This window comes from Shewanella avicenniae (genome assembly GCF_017354945.1).
Classification (GTDB): Bacteria; Pseudomonadota; Gammaproteobacteria; order Enterobacterales; family Shewanellaceae; genus Shewanella; species Shewanella avicenniae.
Genome location: NZ_CP071503.1, coordinates 1503596 through 1520034, shown reverse-complemented (window position 1 = coordinate 1520034; position 16439 = coordinate 1503596). Strand labels below are relative to the sequence as shown.

General features: G+C 47.1%; 14 protein-coding genes. 8 read left to right on the top strand and 6 right to left on the bottom strand.

Annotation, left to right across the window (positions count from 1 at the left end; translation table 11 throughout):
* Positions 1 to 179 precede the first annotated feature (179 nt).
* From sapA to ung, 8 genes are all read left to right on the top strand, one after another.
* Positions 180 to 1760 (top strand): ABC transporter substrate-binding protein SapA, encoded by a 1581-nt coding sequence (gene sapA, locus JYB87_RS06715; RefSeq protein ID WP_228729961.1) that lies wholly within the window; start codon positions 180 to 182, stop codon positions 1758 to 1760.
* Positions 1760 to 2791 carry an ABC transporter permease gene (locus JYB87_RS06710; protein WP_207356104.1) on the top strand — a complete coding sequence of 344 codons (1032 nt, stop codon included), beginning with the start codon at positions 1760 to 1762 and terminating at the stop codon, positions 2789 to 2791. Before sapA ends, JYB87_RS06710 begins: the two co-directional genes overlap by 1 nt.
* A complete protein-coding gene (locus tag JYB87_RS06705; protein WP_207356103.1) occupies positions 2778 to 3668 on the top strand; it encodes an ABC transporter permease subunit in 891 nt (296 codons plus the stop codon). The genes JYB87_RS06710 and JYB87_RS06705 overlap by 14 nt, the downstream gene beginning before the upstream one ends.
* A gap of 2 nt (positions 3669 to 3670) precedes the next feature.
* The gene (locus tag JYB87_RS06700) at positions 3671 to 4678 is read left to right on the top strand and encodes an oligopeptide/dipeptide ABC transporter ATP-binding protein (RefSeq protein ID WP_207356102.1); all 1008 of its coding nucleotides are present in this window, start codon (positions 3671 to 3673) and stop codon (positions 4676 to 4678) included.
* Entirely contained in the window at positions 4659 to 5447 is a 789-nt protein-coding gene (locus tag JYB87_RS06695) for an ATP-binding cassette domain-containing protein (protein ID WP_207356621.1), read from the top strand. The genes JYB87_RS06700 and JYB87_RS06695 overlap by 20 nt, the downstream gene beginning before the upstream one ends.
* Before the next feature lie 89 nt (positions 5448 to 5536).
* Complete coding sequence (gene fabV, locus JYB87_RS06690; RefSeq protein ID WP_207356101.1) at positions 5537 to 6739, top strand: enoyl-ACP reductase FabV; 1203 nt, start codon at positions 5537 to 5539, stop codon at positions 6737 to 6739.
* A gap of 108 nt (positions 6740 to 6847) precedes the next feature.
* Positions 6848 to 7060: a TOBE domain-containing protein gene (locus tag JYB87_RS06685; protein ID WP_207356100.1), complete on the top strand. Its 213-nt coding sequence runs from the start codon at positions 6848 to 6850 to the stop codon at positions 7058 to 7060.
* 45 nt (positions 7061 to 7105) lie between these two features.
* Positions 7106 to 7780, top strand: a complete 675-nt coding sequence (ung, locus tag JYB87_RS06680) for a uracil-DNA glycosylase (protein ID WP_207356099.1) — start codon at positions 7106 to 7108, stop codon at positions 7778 to 7780.
* Between the two features lie 55 nt (positions 7781 to 7835).
* Here the strand turns inward: ung and JYB87_RS06675 are convergent, their stop codons facing one another.
* The 6 genes from JYB87_RS06675 to tig form a co-directional block, all read right to left on the bottom strand.
* Entirely contained in the window at positions 7836 to 9698 is a 1863-nt protein-coding gene (locus JYB87_RS06675; protein WP_207356098.1) for a SurA N-terminal domain-containing protein, read from the bottom strand.
* A 158-nt stretch (positions 9699 to 9856) separates the two neighbouring features.
* Positions 9857 to 10129 carry a nucleoid-associated protein HU-beta gene (gene hupB, locus JYB87_RS06670; protein WP_207356097.1) on the bottom strand — a complete coding sequence of 91 codons (273 nt, stop codon included), beginning with the start codon at positions 10127 to 10129 and terminating at the stop codon, positions 9857 to 9859.
* Positions 10130 to 10388: 259 nt separating this feature from the next.
* On the bottom strand, positions 10389 to 12746 hold the full coding sequence (gene lon, locus JYB87_RS06665) for an endopeptidase La (protein ID WP_207356096.1): 2358 nt from the start codon (positions 12744 to 12746) through the stop codon (positions 10389 to 10391).
* A gap of 131 nt (positions 12747 to 12877) precedes the next feature.
* The gene (gene clpX, locus JYB87_RS06660) at positions 12878 to 14155 is read right to left on the bottom strand and encodes an ATP-dependent protease ATP-binding subunit ClpX (protein ID WP_207356095.1); all 1278 of its coding nucleotides are present in this window, start codon (positions 14153 to 14155) and stop codon (positions 12878 to 12880) included.
* A 94-nt stretch (positions 14156 to 14249) separates the two neighbouring features.
* Positions 14250 to 14858: an ATP-dependent Clp endopeptidase proteolytic subunit ClpP gene (clpP, locus tag JYB87_RS06655; protein WP_207356094.1), complete on the bottom strand. Its 609-nt coding sequence runs from the start codon at positions 14856 to 14858 to the stop codon at positions 14250 to 14252.
* Positions 14859 to 14948: 90 nt separating this feature from the next.
* Positions 14949 to 16259, bottom strand: coding sequence for a trigger factor (tig, locus tag JYB87_RS06650; protein WP_207356093.1), 1311 nt, complete (start codon positions 16257 to 16259; stop codon positions 14949 to 14951).
* Between the last annotated feature and the right edge of the window lie 180 nt (positions 16260 to 16439).

Below are 16439 nucleotides of genomic sequence, written 5' to 3'. Positions count from 1 at the left end.
CTTATCTAGACTGTTAGAATGGCCGATACGCTTTTGCACTTTTAACAAGTTACATGGGATTGTCCAAGTTGCACTCACCTTTCGGAATATTGTCCGACGCAGGCGTGTTTGAGCTGCAAAATAACATAACCTCTCACACGACGATCGCTGTTCGCCGCGCTTTTGCCTTGGTTTTTATTTTGCTCTGTCTAAGCGGTTGCGACCAAAAACAAGTACCAGATGGGCTTGTCTATTGTTCAGAAGGCAATCCTGAGAGCTTTAATCCGCAAGTGGTGACGTCCGGGACCACAATCGATGCTACCTCACATCAGATTTATAACCGCCTTGTTGACGATGACCCGATTAGCAATACGTTTTTGCCAGCATTAGCAACTAACTGGCAGGTCAGCGAAGATGGTTTGCGTTATGAGTTTTCACTTAGACAGGATGTGGCGTTTCATACCACACCGTTTTTTAAGCCAACTCGAAACATGAATGCCGATGATGTGGTGTTTTCTTTTGACCGCATTGTGAATAATGAAAATCCATTTCACAAGACCGCGTTACGCGGTTTTCCTTACTTTGAAAGTATTGGCTTTTCTAAGCTGATCAAAGCGATTACCAAAGTAGATGACTACAGCGTCAGGTTTGAATTGAATTACCCTGATGCCTCGTTTCTTTCCAATCTTGCTACCGATTTTGCGGTGATTCTGTCGCAGCAATATGCGGAACAGTTGCAGCAGCAAGGTAAGCCTAAACTACTTGATATTCAGGCTGTTGGCACTGGACCTTATCGCCTTGTGGAATACGTCAAAAATGAATATATCCGCTATCTGCGTAATCCTCACTACTGGGGGCAAAAACCAAAGATCGAGCAGCTTGTGTTTGATATAACCCCGCGTAGTACCGTGCGTTTATCCAAGTTGATCGTAGGAGATTGCAGTATTTCGGCGCTGCCCAAGGCCGGTGAGTTGCCAGTGGCGCGCACCCATGACGCGCTTGAAGTAGATAGTCGTCCTGGAATGAACGTCGCTTATTGGGCATTAAATACTAAAAAACCACCTTTTGATGATATTCGCGTCCGTCAAGCTCTAGCACACGCCATCGACAAACGCAGTCTGCTTAACGCTGTTTATCACGACACGGCCGTCATGGCCTCAGGTATTTTGCCTCCGGCTTCTTGGGCATACCCTAACGATATTGATGAAATCAGTTACGATCCTGAAAAAGCGAAACAACTTCTTGCCAGTGCTGGTGTTAAGCAGCTAAAGCTTGATATTTGGGCGATGCCTGTCGCGCGGAGCTATAACCCTAATCCGCAAAAAACCGCCGAACTGCTGCAAGCAGATCTAAGCGCCATTGGGGTAAAGGTGAATATTATCAGCTACGACTGGAGTGTCTTTACCCAACGCTTAGGCAGTAGCGACTATGATTCAGTGATTATCGGTTGGAGCGCCGATAACAGCGACCCAGATAACTTCTTTACCCCTCTGCTAAGCTGCGGTTCGATTGCTTCTCATAATAATTGGGCGCAATGGTGTGATCGCAGTTTTGATGATTTGATTACACATGCTAAACAGCTGACAGATACCACAGCGCGCAAGGCACTCTATGTTGAAGCTGAAAAGATGATTAGCCAGCAGGTCCCTTTGATTCCGCTGGCATACGCACAACGTATGGTGTTGAAACGAAAAGACGCACCTGTGGTGACCTTGATGCCGTTTGGCGGTATCTCATTCGGAGACGCTCAACAAATCAACAGCACCGGAGGCCAGCACTAATGGGCCGTTACCTACTCAGGCGCTTAAATCTATTCGTGGCGACCTCATTGGTGCTGATTGCCATTCTCTTTGCCGCCACCCACCTGTTTCCTGCAGATTTGCACTACACCCTGAGTGGTATTGCGCAGCCATCCAATGCACAACTGCAGCAAGTAGAGCGTGACTTTGCCCTGCGCCACAATATTGTGCAGCAATTTTTGGCCTATACCGGTGAGCGACTTAGTGGCAATTTTGGTATTTCAACGACCTCTCAACGCGCAGTGAGCGGTGAATTACTTGGCGTACTGCCCGCCTCATTTGAATTAGCCTTTGTGTCAGGACTGCTGGCATTGGTGGCGGGCGTGCCATTAGGGGTAATTTCAGCGCTTAGCCGTAAGAAATTTCTGCAAAAAATGATCATGGGCGCCACACTTACCGGCTATTCCATTCCGGTATTTTGGTTAGGTTTGTTACTGTCGCTGTGGTTTGGGGTTGAATTAGGCTGGCTGCCGATTTCTGGGCAAATCAATCTGCTGTACCAAATTCCTAAAGTGACCGGTTTTATGCTGTTCGACACACTACTTTATGATGGCCCTTATCGCTGGTCAGCGTTTGTCGATACCCTGATGCATATTGTGTTACCTGCCTGCACACTTGCTGTTCTTCCCTTTACCGTGGTCGTACGAATTACCCGTTCTGCAATGATCAGCGTAATGAGCCAGACCTATATTCGCGCCGCAGAAGCACGTGGTTTATCCAATGCCAGCATCGTTATCAAACATGCGCTACCCAATGCCTTAGTGCCGCTACTGAAACACTTAGGCTTAATGCTCGGCCCCTTTGCCAGTTACGCCATTGTGGTTGAAGTAATTTTTTCGTGGCCAGGGGTAGGCGCGTGGTTAGTATCAGGGATCTACCAACGCGATTACACCGTCATTCAAGCGGGAATCTTCGCTGTAGCCTTAGTCATCATCTTCTTTAGCATTTTTATTGAAGTGCTCCATACCGCCGCTAATCCATTGAGTAGAAAGGATATGTATGGGACGAACTAAACTCTACCTTGATGATGAGATCCCATCTCATAGCAAACGGGTTTGGCGCTTGTTTGCCGCGAGGCCACAAGCATTGGCTGGGCTTTGGGCCGTGGCATTATTGATTGTATTGGCCATTTTTGGTGATGTTATTGCGCCGTACACGGCTGAATATCAAGACCAATCGGCACTGTTGATGCCGCCATCTTGGAGTAATCAAGGCGATGTAAGCCACTTTTTAGGAACGGATGACTTAGGCCGAGATATCTTTAGTCGCTTACTGCATGGAACACAATACACTTTCGGTGTGGCTTTTTTTGTGGTCATCACGGCGCTAACGGTCGGAGTCATTATCGGCTCGATTTCCGGGATGATGCGCGGCCTCAAATCAAGCATTTTAGGGCATTTATTGGATGCTTTGTTATCTATCCCGTCGCTGTTAATGGCTATATTAGTGGTTGCAGTGACTGGCCCGGGGCTGGAAAACGTGTTTTGGGCGGTCGGTATCTCGCTCACGCCGCAATTTGTCCGTTCAATCCACCAAACCGTGCATGATGAATTACAAAAAGAGTACGTAAAAGCAGCCAGTTTAGACGGTGCCAATCCATTACAGATTTTCTGGTATGTCATCATGCCAAACGTGTGGGAAACGGTGATTATTCAAACCACGCTGGCCATGTCGGCGGCAATCCTTGATATCGCAGCCCTCGGCTTCCTCAATTTAGGTGCGCAAGCGCCGATGCCAGAATGGGGAGCAATGGTCATGCAAGGTTTGGATAACTTTTTAACATCGCCTTGGACGGTGACAATTCCCGGTGTGACAATCCTGCTCAGTGTGTTAGCTGTCAACCTAGTGGGTGATGGACTGCGCGCAGCGTTAGCACCGACGAGAAACTAACTATGCCATTACTCGATGTTCGTAATCTCACGATCGAATTAGACACGCCGCAGGGGCCTGCAAAAGCGCTTGAACGCGTGAGCTTGACCATTAACGCTGGTGAAATGCATGGGCTTATTGGCGAATCCGGCTCTGGCCGCAGTTTGATGGCGCGCGCCATCCTCGGCATTCACGATCCCAGTTGGAAAATTACCGCTGACCGACTGATGTGGGACGGTAAAAACCTGATGGATATGTCGCGGGAAGAGCGGCGCAGTCTCATGGGCACTGAAATTTCAATGATTTTCCAAGACCCATCCGGCAGCTTCAATCCTTCCTACACCGTAGGCCATCAACTGTTGGAAGCGGTTCCCCGCACTAGCAAATGGTCATTCTGGAAACACAGCCGCGAAAAGAAATTACTGGCACAAAAATGGCTCCATAAAGTGGGCATCAAAAACCCACGCAAAGTGTTCTATAGCTACTCGTGGGAGTTGTCAGAAGGCGAATGCCAAAAGGTGATGATTGCCATGGCATTGGCCCGCCAACCTAGGCTATTGATTGCGGACGAACCGACCGCCTCAATGGAGCCGAGTACCCAAGCGCAAATCTATCGTTTGCTGACCCAATTGAACCAGTTGCAAAACGTCACGGTATTGCTGATCAGTCATGAATTGGACACCTTATCCAACTGGTGTAATCGCATGACAGTGCTCTATTGTGGTCAAGTGATGGAATCAGGCCCAACCGCCGAGTTGATGAGTCAGCCAAATCACCCGTACACCAAAGCCTTGCTGGACAACATGCCGGATTACAGCACCGACGTGTTACACAAACAGTTGATGCCTACCTTGCCAGGCTCAGTTCCCGCGTTGCGACACCTGCCCATCGGTTGTCGGCTAGGACCACGTTGCCCTGAAGCAAGAAGGCAGTGCGTTAAACAACCAACGTTAACGCATTACAAAGACCGTTATTACGCCTGCCACTTTCCTTATCAAGACGAGGTTGATGATGACGATCCCCTTACTTAGAGTTATCGACCTGAAAAAGCGCTATTTTGCCGGATATAAAGGGTTTAAAGCGCAATACAATGAAGCATTACACCCGGTGTCATTCGATCTGATGCCAGGGGAAACCTTGGCCGTGGTCGGTGAAGCAGGTTCAGGTAAAAGTACCCTCGCCCGCATTTTAGTAGGTGCAGAAATGCGCTCAGGCGGCGAGATCTATTACCAAGGACAATCATGGGACAGCAAGAACCTTAAGCAACGCTGTCGCTTAATCCGCATGATTTTCCAAGATCCAACTACCTCGCTGAATCCTAGATTGACCATCGGTGATTTATTGCAAGAGCCCTTACGCTTCAACACGGACTTAAGCGCCAAGGAGCGCGAAGAGCAAGTCGTTGAGACCCTGCGTAAAGTGGGCTTGTTAGCAGAACATGGCGAATTTTATCCGCACATGATTTCTGAGGGACAAAAACAACGGGTCGCAGTCGCACGCGCACTGATGCTTAACCCAAAGATTATTATTGCTGACGAAGCGTTATCGGCACTTGACCTCTCGGTTAGAGCGCAGATCCTCAATCTGTTATTAAGTTTGCAGAAAGAGTTGGGCTTGTCCTATATTTTCGTCAGCCATAACCTCAACGTAGTACGTTATATCAGTGACAAAGTGATGGTATTGAATAAAGGTGAGATGGTGGAGTTTGCGCCAACCGAGGAACTTTTTCTCAATCCACAACACGAATACACACAACGCTTACTGCAAGAACAACTGCAGTTAACCCGCCAAAAGGCGTAAGTAAACTGCTCCAACCACTTGGATAGTAGTACCAATTACAACGGAATTACTTATCCTAGTGACAATTTTTCTGGAACATAAAGTAGACGATGATTATTAAACCCAAAATTCGTGGTTTTATCTGTACAACCACACATCCTGTTGGCTGCGAAGCTAACGTGTTAGAGCAGATTAATTACACTAAATCTCAAGGGAAAATCGCTAACGGCCCTAAAAAAGTATTAGTTGTAGGTGCTTCAAGTGGTTATGGGTTGTCCTCAAGAATTGCCGCCGCCTTTGGTTCAGATGCCGCCACGATTGGTGTGTTTTTTGAGAAGCCAGGCACCGAAGCCAAGCCAGGTACTGCCGGTTGGTACAACTCTGCTGCGTTCGACAAATTTGCCAAACAAGCAAGCCTGTATTCAAAAAGCATTAACTGCGATGCCTTTAGCCACGAAGCCAAAGCCAAAGTGATCGAGCTGATCAAGCAAGACCTTGGCGAAATCGACATGGTGGTTTACTCATTAGCATCACCTGTACGCAAACTGCCAGACACTGGCGAAGTAATTCGCTCATCACTTAAGCCAATTGGTGAAACCTATACTTCAACTGCGGTTGATACCAATAAAGACACCATTATTGAAGCCTCTGTTGAACCGGCTACCGAGCAAGAAATTGCCGATACAGTCACCGTTATGGGTGGTCAAGATTGGGAACTGTGGATCAACGCATTGGCTGATGCTGGCGTATTGGCTAAAGGCTGCAAAACTGTTGCCTACAGTTACATAGGGACTGAATTGACCTGGCCAATCTACTGGCATGGTGCCTTGGGTAAAGCCAAAATGGACCTAGACCGCGCAGCACATGCCCTCAACAACCAGCTTGCAGCAACCGGTGGTAGCGCCAATGTTGCAGTGCTGAAAAGCGTGGTAACCCAAGCGAGTTCAGCAATTCCTGTGATGCCGCTGTACATTGCGATGGTATTCAAGAAAATGCGCGAAGAAGGCCTGCACGAAGGTTGTATGGAGCAAATCTACCGCATGTTTAGCCAACGCTTGTATAAAGCCGATGGTAGCGCAGCAGAAACTGACGCTGACAACCGTCTGCGTTTGGATGATTGGGAGCTGCGTGAAGACATTCAGCAACATTGCCAGCAGTTGTGGCCACAAATCACGACCGAAAACCTGAGCGAATTGACCGATTATCGTGAATACAAAGCTGAGTTTATTAAGCTATTTGGCTTTGGTATTGAGGGTATCGACTATGAGCAAGATGTAAATCCTGTGGTCGAATTTGACGTTATCGAGTTGTAATCCATCTCCTAGTAAAAAACGCCGTTTTTAAGCGGCGTTTTTTTAAACCATTTGACATCAGCATCTATATTCAATGTTGATGTTCTAATCATCCTAAGAGGAGTTCAAATGAGAGTCAGCGCAAGAAATTGTTTAAGCGGTACTATCAAGTCTATCGAAGTTGGTGCTGTGAACAACGAAGTAGTGATTGAACTCGCACCAGGTGTTGAGCTTACTGCTGTCGTAACCAAAGGATCTACTGAAAAGCTTGGTCTGAAAGTGGGTGCAGATGCATACGCTTTGATCAAAGCAAGTAACGTAATGATTGGCATCGACGACTAATCAGCATTAAAGTAGTGTTCTAGGTTAATAGTGCACTACTTTTTCATGTCTACAGAACTCACTTGGCACAGTTTGCTCCATGATGAGCGTAATCAGCCCTACTTCCTGCAAATTCTTCATACGATTAACCAGCTAAGATTAGAAGGTAAGCGCATCTACCCAGCGCAAGCCGATACCTTTAACGCCTTTAAACTCACACCGTTTGCCCAGTTAAAAGTAGTGATTATTGGCCAAGATCCCTATCACGGGGCAAATCAGGCGCACGGACTCAGCTTCTCAGTCCCTGCGGGTGTTTCACCGCCACCTTCGCTGCAAAATATCTTTTTGGAGCTCCAGCACACGATTCCTGACTTTCAACTGCCAAACCATGGCGATTTAAGTGACTGGGCGAAACAAGGTGTGCTGTTACTTAACACTGTGTTGACCGTTGAAGCGGGCAAAGCGCAATCACACACGGAGCTAGGTTGGCAACGTTTTACCGATAAAGTAATTGAAGTGATTAATCTGCATCATCAAGGCATAGTATTCATGCTGTGGGGGCGCCATGCCGCCGAGAAAGGCGCCAAGGTTAATCGTCACAAGCACTTAGTGCTGCGTGCCGCCCATCCGTCACCGTTTTCCGCCAATAAAGGCTTCTTTGGGTGTAACCATTTCAACCTCGCCAATCAGTACCTACAGCATCATGGCAAAGCGATGATCGATTGGCAGTTACCTAGATAACTTACGCGCATAAAAAAACCGGCGAGTTCGCCGGCTTTTACTTTAGAAGATCTTATTAGCCTTCAACTGGATAAGTCACTTCAGCTTTAGACTTCAGCAATTCAATCAAGGCGCGATAAGCTAATTCGCTATTTTGACTAATTAAGTTTTGCTGAATAGCCGTACTCAATTCAGTTGGTGCAACCGCTGGTGTGCTGACTTTATCAAGCACAACCACTGCATAGCCAGTAGAAGTCTCTACAACTTGTGCGCTCACACCTTCCGCCACTGGCGCCATCTTAAACGCTTGCGCTACAACGGCAGCATCAACATTTGCAGCATTGCGAGCGAGGTTAGTCTGGCTTTGCAACTCAACGCTAGAGTTTGCTGCTTTAACGGCCTCAAGCGTCTCGTCGGCTTTCGCTTGAGCAAGCGCTTTGGCTTTCTGTTGCTTCAATAATGTCACGATATCTTGTTTCACTTCATCAAACGCTTTCAGACCCGCATCTTGATGTTGTTTAACACGAATGACCATAACATCGTTGTCAGCAATTTCCAGTACGTTACTGTTCATGCCTGACAATACGTCTGTAGAAAATGCCGCTTTTAACACCTCTGGCGCGTTAAATGGCGCTGGCGCATTTACTTGGCTAAACAGCTCAGTAGACTTCACCGTTGCGCCAACAGCTTTGGCCGCTTCGTCTAACGTGTCTGGCACTTCATAACTGGTATCGGCCAACTTTTGCTGTAAGCTGTAAAACTCGTTGACCGCTTGGTCCATCTTCAGCTTTTGCAAAATCTGGGCTTTTACAGTGTCAAACGGTGCTGCGGCACTCGGTTGAACATCCAGCAATTTAATGATGTGATAACCATATGGCGTTTTCACCACATCGGAGATTTCGCCTTTGTTCAACGCGAACATAGCAGTGTCAAAGGCAGGATCCATCACACCGGCTTCGTACCAGCCCAATTCACCGCCCTTTTGGCCACTCAAGGTATCTTGTGATTCAGTCTTCGCTAACGCTGCAAAGTCAGCACCGCCTTTCAGCTGTTGCAACACAGCTTCAGCTTTCGCTTTAGCGGCGTCATCACCCGCTGACGCATCAAACAAGATATGCGCAACTTCGCGCTTTTCATTGGTTTGATAGTCGGCCAGATGCTCGTCATAGTAAGCTTTTGCATCAGCATCGCTGACATCAAAAGACTGCGCCAAAGTTGCTGCACTTAACTCTACATAATCCAAACTCACCATTTCTGGATGTTGGAATTGCAGCTTGTTGTCTTCGTAGTATTTGGTGACTTCGTCATCAGTAACACTTACATCAGCGAGGAACGGCGCAGATGCAACAGTGGTGTACCGAATATCACGGGTTTGTGCTTGCAGCTTGGCCAGTGCATCACTTTCACCCTTCAAGGCAAAATCGGTAGACACCAGTGCTGTAATCAATTGATTACGTGTCATGTCAGCACGCATCACTTCACGGAAGCTGCTGGTGGTGTAGCCCATCTGACGCAAAATTGCGAGGTAACGATCGTTATCGAAGCTGCCCGCAGTTTGGAAAGCCGCTTCATTACGAATCGCGTCTTTGATTTGTTCGTCAGAAACGCGCAAACCAAGCTCTTTTGCGGCTTGGTCTACGAGGCGTTGTGCGACTAAACGTTGCAGTACACCTTGCTTCACATTGTTTAAATAGGCGTCATTTGCTGACAAGGTGTCAAACATATCACCCAACTGCTGTTGTAAGCGGTTCTTCTCGCTTTGATATGCTTGTTCTAATTCAGCTTTAGAAATCTCTTCACCATTGACGGTAGCTGCTGGCACCTGAGTCGAACGGCCCAAATAGCTGCTCACCCCAGCAAATGCAAAAGACAGAATGACCAGTACCAAAATCACTTTGGCGACTGCACTCTGCGCTCCGTCACGCATCTTATCTAACATCAGAGGTCTCGCTATGCGATGTTAATTAAAAAAAAGACGCATCGCTTAAAGGATGCGCCTATTGCTTGATTTACTGCAGTTTTAAAACACTGCTGAATTGTTCACTTGATGGGCTGTTCACCCGGTAAAGCAGGTTGCTTTACGGTTCAAGCGGTCAATTAGTTAACAGCATCCTTCAGCGCTTTACCTGCTTTAAACGCAGGGATTTTAGCTGCTGCAATTTTGATTTCGTCACCAGTTTGTGGGTTGCGACCAGTGCGCTCTGCACGTTCACGAACTTCAAAAGTACCAAAACCAACAAGAGAAATCTTATCGCCGTCCTTCAAACCTTCAGTCACAGCAGCGATGAAAGAATCCAGTGCGCGGCCTGCAGCGGCTTTAGAAATGTCAGCACCAGATGCGATTTTCTCGATTAGTTCAGATTTATTCATGTCATCCCCTTGAATGTAATTTTATGCGCCGCAACCAAGTCCTTCTCTCGAGCGGTCTGCGGAGGCTTTTTATAACAAGCTTGATTTTAAAGTTCAAGCCCAGTTGGAAACTAGGATTATGTAATTGGATACAGCTCAAAGCCAGTCAGCTCAAGGGATTGAGGCAACTGGCTCTCCACGGAACTTAGGCTATCACAGCTCCAGCCTTTGTTAAGCCCTTTTTTGCAGTTTTTTGCTGTGATTGCTGCAATTTCTTGCGTTAGCCCAAATTTTTAACAACTTCGAAGCCTTCAACTGGCTTTTCTAACGCCAATTTCAACACTTCATCGATCCAACGTACTGGTTTAATTTCCAAATCTGCCACAACGTTTGCTGGAATTTCCTCCAAGTCACGTTCGTTTTCTTTTGGAATGAGCACCAATTTAATGCCACCGCGATGGGCTGCCAGCAGTTTTTCTTTCAAACCACCGATCGGCAATACTTCACCACGTAGGGTAATTTCACCGGTCATGGCCACATCGGCGCGTACTGGGTTACCTGTAAGGCTAGACACCAACGCAGTACACATGGCAGCACCAGCTGATGGACCATCTTTTGGCGTTGCGCCTTCAGGTACGTGCACGTGGATGTCACGTTTCTCGTAGAAGTCACCATTGATACCAAGCTGCTCAGAGCGCGCGCGTACCACGGTCAACGCTGCTTGAATCGATTCCTGCATGACGTCGCCCAATGAGCCTGTGTAAGTCAACTTACCTTTACCGGGCACCGAGGTGGCTTCAATGGTCAGCAGGTCACCGCCGACTTCCGTCCATGCTAACCCTGTGACTTGACCAATTTGGTTATGTGATTCGGCTTTACCGTAGTCAAAACGCTGCACCCCAAGGAATGACTTCAAGTTTTCTTGGTTGACCACCACATGCTTGCAGTCTTTATCCAGAAGGATTTGTTTCACCACTTTACGGCAGATTTTCGACAATTCGCGCTCAAGTGAACGCACACCCGCTTCACGGGTGTAATAACGAATCACCCCGATAATGGCACTGTCATCAACGGTAATTTCGCTGGCTTTCAGACCATTACGTTCAATCTGCTTCGGCAATAGATGCGCTTTAGCAATATTCAGCTTTTCATCTTCGGTATAACCCGACAGACGAATCACTTCCATACGGTCAAGCAATGGCCCTGGGATGTTCATTGAATTCGACGTTGCCACGAACATTACATCAGACAAGTCATAATCCACTTCGAGGTAATGGTCGTTAAAGGTTGCGTTTTGCTCCGGATCTAGCACCTCAAGCAGCGCTGATGCTGGGTCACCACGCATATCCGAACTCATTTTGTCAATTTCATCCAGCAGGAACAGTGGGTTTTTAACCCCGATCTTGGCCATTTTTTGAATGATTTTGCCCGGCATAGAGCCAATATAGGTACGGCGGTGACCACGAATTTCCGCTTCATCACGTACGCCACCTAACGCAACACGCACATATTTACGCCCTGTCGCTTTGGCAATAGATTGCCCTAACGAAGTTTTACCAACCCCCGGTGGACCTACCAGACACAAAATTGGGCCTTTAAGCTGTTTAACTCGGCTTTGCACAGCCAAGTATTCCAGAATACGTTCTTTTACCTTTTCCAGACCATAGTGGTCGGTATCTAGCACCGCTTCAGCTTTTGACAAATCACGTTTGATTTTAGAACGTTGTTTCCACGGTACCGAGGTCATCCAATCTACATAACTGCGCACTACGGTAGCTTCCGCAGACATAGGCGACATCATACGCAGTTTGTTAAGTTCGGCAGAGGCTTTATCTTTAGCATCAGCAGGCATACCTGCTTCTTCAATCTTACGGCTCATGACTTCGAATTCGTCATGGCCTTCATCCAAGTCGCCGAGTTCTTTTTGAATGGCTTTCATTTGCTCATTCAAATAGTACTCACGCTGGCTTTTTTCCATCTGCTTTTTGACACGAGAACGGATGCGCTTTTCAACTTGCAGCAAGTCGATTTCCGCTTCCATCATTGCCATCAGGTATTCTAAGCGTTCGGCCACATTGACCATTTCAAGCACAGATTGCTTATCTTGCAGTTTGAGCGGCATGTGCGCCGCCATGGTATCTGCCAAACGATCCGCTTCTTCGATGCCGCTTAACGAGGTCAGTACTTCGGGCGGAATTTTCTTGTTAAGTTTGATATAGCCTTCAAACTGGCCAATGGCACTGCGCACCAACACTTCTTCTTCTCGATCGTCCATTGGTTGCGATTCGAGATATTGCGCAGTAGCAACAAAGTATTCATCTTCTTTGGTGTATTTATCGATCTTAGCGCGCTTACCGCCTTCAACTAAGACTTTTACCGTACCATCTGGCAACTTCAGCAGTTGCAAAATGGAGGCAACAGTACCGACATCGAAGATATCGTCAGCAGTAGGATCGTCTAAGTCAGCATCACGCTGAGCCACCAGAATAATCTGTTTATCCTGCTCCATAGCCGTTTCTAAACAGCGAATGGACTTTTCTCTACCGACGAATAACGGAATTACCATATGGGGGTAAACCACCACATCTCGTAATGGCAGCACGGGCAATTCGATACGCGCTTCTGATTCTATGGTCATAGCTTGATTCCGTTCCAGTTAATAGTATTACCTTGAGTATATTGGGGCGTGATCCATGCTTTCAATGCCATAAATAAAAAAAGGAGCCGATTGAGGCTCCTTATTTTTCAATCCACTACCTAACTGAACAATTAATGTTCACCCGATGCGGCCTGTGAATCACCACGGGCATAAATCAGGATTGGATCTGATTCACCCTTCACCACAGATTCGTCAACAACGACTTTACTGACGTTCTCATATGACGGTAGGTCGTACATGGTGTTAAGCAAAATCGCTTCAACAATGGAACGCAATCCACGTGCACCGGTTTTACGTACCATCGCCTTTTTGGCAATCGCTGTCAAAGCATCTTCGCGGAACTCTAACTCAACCTTTTCCATTTCGAACAAGGCACCATATTGCTTGGTAATCGCGTTCTTAGGTTGAGATAAAATTTGCACCAATGCTTCTTCGTCCAATTCGCCTAAGGTAGCCACTACCGGCAAACGACCGATGAATTCAGGGATCAAACCAAATTTGACCAAATCTTCCGGTTCTACTTGCAGCAAGGTATCAGAGATACTTTTCTTATCTGCATCGCCTTTTACGGTCGCGCCGAAGCCAATACCACTACCTACATGGGCTCGCTGCTCAATAACTTTCTCAAGCCCGGCGAAAGCACCGCCACAGATAAACAGAATCTTGGAGGTATCAACCTGCAAAAACTCTTGTTGTGGATGCTTACGGCCACCTTGAGGCGGCACAGCTGCTACCGTGCCTTCGATCAATTTCAGCAGCGCTTGCTGTACCCCTTCACCCGACACGTCACGAGTGATCGATGGGTTATCAGATTTGCGACTGATTTTGTCAATTTCATCGATGTAAACAATACCGCGCTGCGCTTTTTCTACGTCGTAATCGCATTTCTGCAGCAATTTCTGAATGATGTTTTCAACATCCTCGCCCACATAGCCAGCTTCGGTCAGCGTGGTTGCGTCAGCCATGGTAAACGGCACATCAAGAAAACGCGCTAAGGTTTCTGCCAGCAGCGTTTTGCCGCTACCGGTTGGACCGATCAGCAAAATGTTACTTTTGCCGAGTTCCACACCATCTTTTGGCGCAGGATATTTCAAACGTTTGTAATGGTTGTAGACAGCAACCGATAACACCTTTTTCGCCTGCTCTTGACCGATAACATAGTCATCAAGATGCGCACGCAATTCATGCGGCGTAGGCAATTTTTCTTGATCGCGTTTTGGCGAGATGTCTTTAATCTCTTCACGAATGATGTCGTTGCATAACTCTACACATTCGTCACAAACATAAACGGACGGACCGGCAATCAACTTACGAACTTCATGCTGGCTCTTTCCGCAGAAAGAGCAGTACAGCAGTTTACCGTTATCACCGTGTTTGTTGTCAGCCATTACTGTTCCTCATTTGCAGCACGCTCTAAGCGCTGCTTAACACATCCTACTGAGCTTAGCTCAGATAGTGGCATATTTCAGCCAGAAAATCTGGTTAATCCCGTTTCGAAATAACGGAATCAACTAAACCGTATTCAAGTGCTTGGGTCGCACTCATGAAGTTATCACGGTCGGTATCGCGCTCAACCACTTCAATAGGTTGACCGGTATGTTCAGCCAATAAACCGTTCAGTTTATTTTTAATGCCCAAAATCTCTTGTGCATGGATAGCGATATCAGAGGCTTGACCTTGGAAACCGCCCAACGGTTGATGAATCATTACGCGCGCGTTAGGCAAGCAATGACGTTTACCTTTAGCGCCACCCGCCAACAGGAATGCGCCCATACTGGCCGCTTGACCAATACATACGGTGCTCACGTCTGGCTTGATAAACTGCATGGTGTCGTAGATCGCCATGCCCGCTGTGACCGAGCCACCTGGAGAGTTGATATACAGAGAAATATCTTTGTCTGGGCTTTCCGATTCTAAGAAAAGCAGCTGCGCCACAATCAGGTTTGCCATGTGCTCTTCGACTTGACCTACCATGAAAATCACGCGCTCTTTTAACAGACGAGAGTAAATGTCGTAGGAGCGTTCGCCTTTAGAAGTTTGTTCAACCACCATTGGCACCAGAGCATTCATAACTGACTGAGGTGTATGCATTCTTATGTTTCCCTAAATAAAAATGGCCCGCATGAGGGACCTCATACGAGCCATTATAAATGGCGATTGACCAATCAAGTCAAGTCTGGCTTATGCGCGACCTGCAGCCTTGTTCATAAAATCTTCAAATGCAACTTCTTTGTCAGTCACTTTTGCAGCTTTCAGAACTTCTTCAACGGCTTGCTCTTCCAGCGCTAAGTTGCGCATGTTTTGCATCAGCTCGTTGTTGCTGTTGTAGTATTCAACCACTTCTTTTGGATCTTCATAAGCAGAAGCCATAGATGCGATCAACGCTTGTACGCGTTCTTCGTCAGCTTTCAGCTCGCTACCTTTGATAACTTCGCCCAACAGCAGACCGATTTTAACGCGGCGCTCAGCTTGTTCAGTGAACAGCTCAGCTGGCAGTTCAGGCATTTGCTGAGGATTGAATTGACCACCGAAACGTTGCAGTGCTTGACGACGCAGAACGTCTACTTCACCAGCGATCAGTGCTTTTGGCAATTCAACTTCATTTGCAGCCAACAAACCGTTCAGTACTTGTTCTTTAACGTTTGCTTTCAGCGCTTGCTCAAGTTCGCGTTCCATATTCTTACGGATTTCAGCTTTCAGCGCATCAACACCACCTTCCAGAACACCGAAACGAGTTGCGAATTCATCATTCACTTCTGGTAGCTCTGCACCTTTCACTTCTTTCAGAGTGATCGCAAATTTAGCCGCTTTACCTTTCAGGTTTTCAGCGTGGTATTCTTCTGGGAAAGTTACATCGATATCGAATTCTTCGCCTGCTTTGTGGCCGATAACGCCTTCTTCAAAGCCAGGGATCATGCGGCCGCTACCGAGTTGCAGTTCGAAATCTTCAGCTTTACCGCCTTCGAACTCTTCACCGTCGATGCTACCAACAAAGTTGATGATCGCTTTGTCGCCTTCAGCAGCTTCACGCTCAACAGCAGCAAATGTTGCATGTTGCTTACGCAAAGTTTCGATCATGTTGTCTACGTCAGCATCTTTAACTTCAGCAACTGGCTTTTCGATTTCGATGGCGTCGATGCCAGTTACGGCAACTTCTGGATACACTTCGAAAGTTGCAGTGAATTCGAACTGTTCACCTTCGGTCGCACCTGGCGTCAGTGTTGGAGCACCCGCTGGATTAAGTTTTTCGGCGATGATAGCGTCAATGAAACTACGCTGCATCACTTCACCGGTAATGTCTTGACGAATGGCCTTGCCATAACGCTTCTCGATAACGCTTGCTGGCACTTTACCTGGACGGAATCCAGGGATACGAGCGCGCTTAGCTTCGCGTTGCAGATTTTCTTTTACCAGTTTTTCAATCTGTTCAGCAGGTACGGAGATGGTCAGGCGACGCTCCAGGCCTTGTGTTGTTTCAACAGAAACTTGCATTCTTTTACCTCGAAATGTGTCTAACTTCCTTTTTATAGTCGACATTGAATCAACTATTCAGGTATTCGTTTCTTGACGATAATGTTAACGATAACGCCTCTAAGAGTTGCTTTGGGCATTCGTCTTACAAATGTTGATGTTTATCAAGACGCAGCATTATAGCCATGCACTTTCGATGAG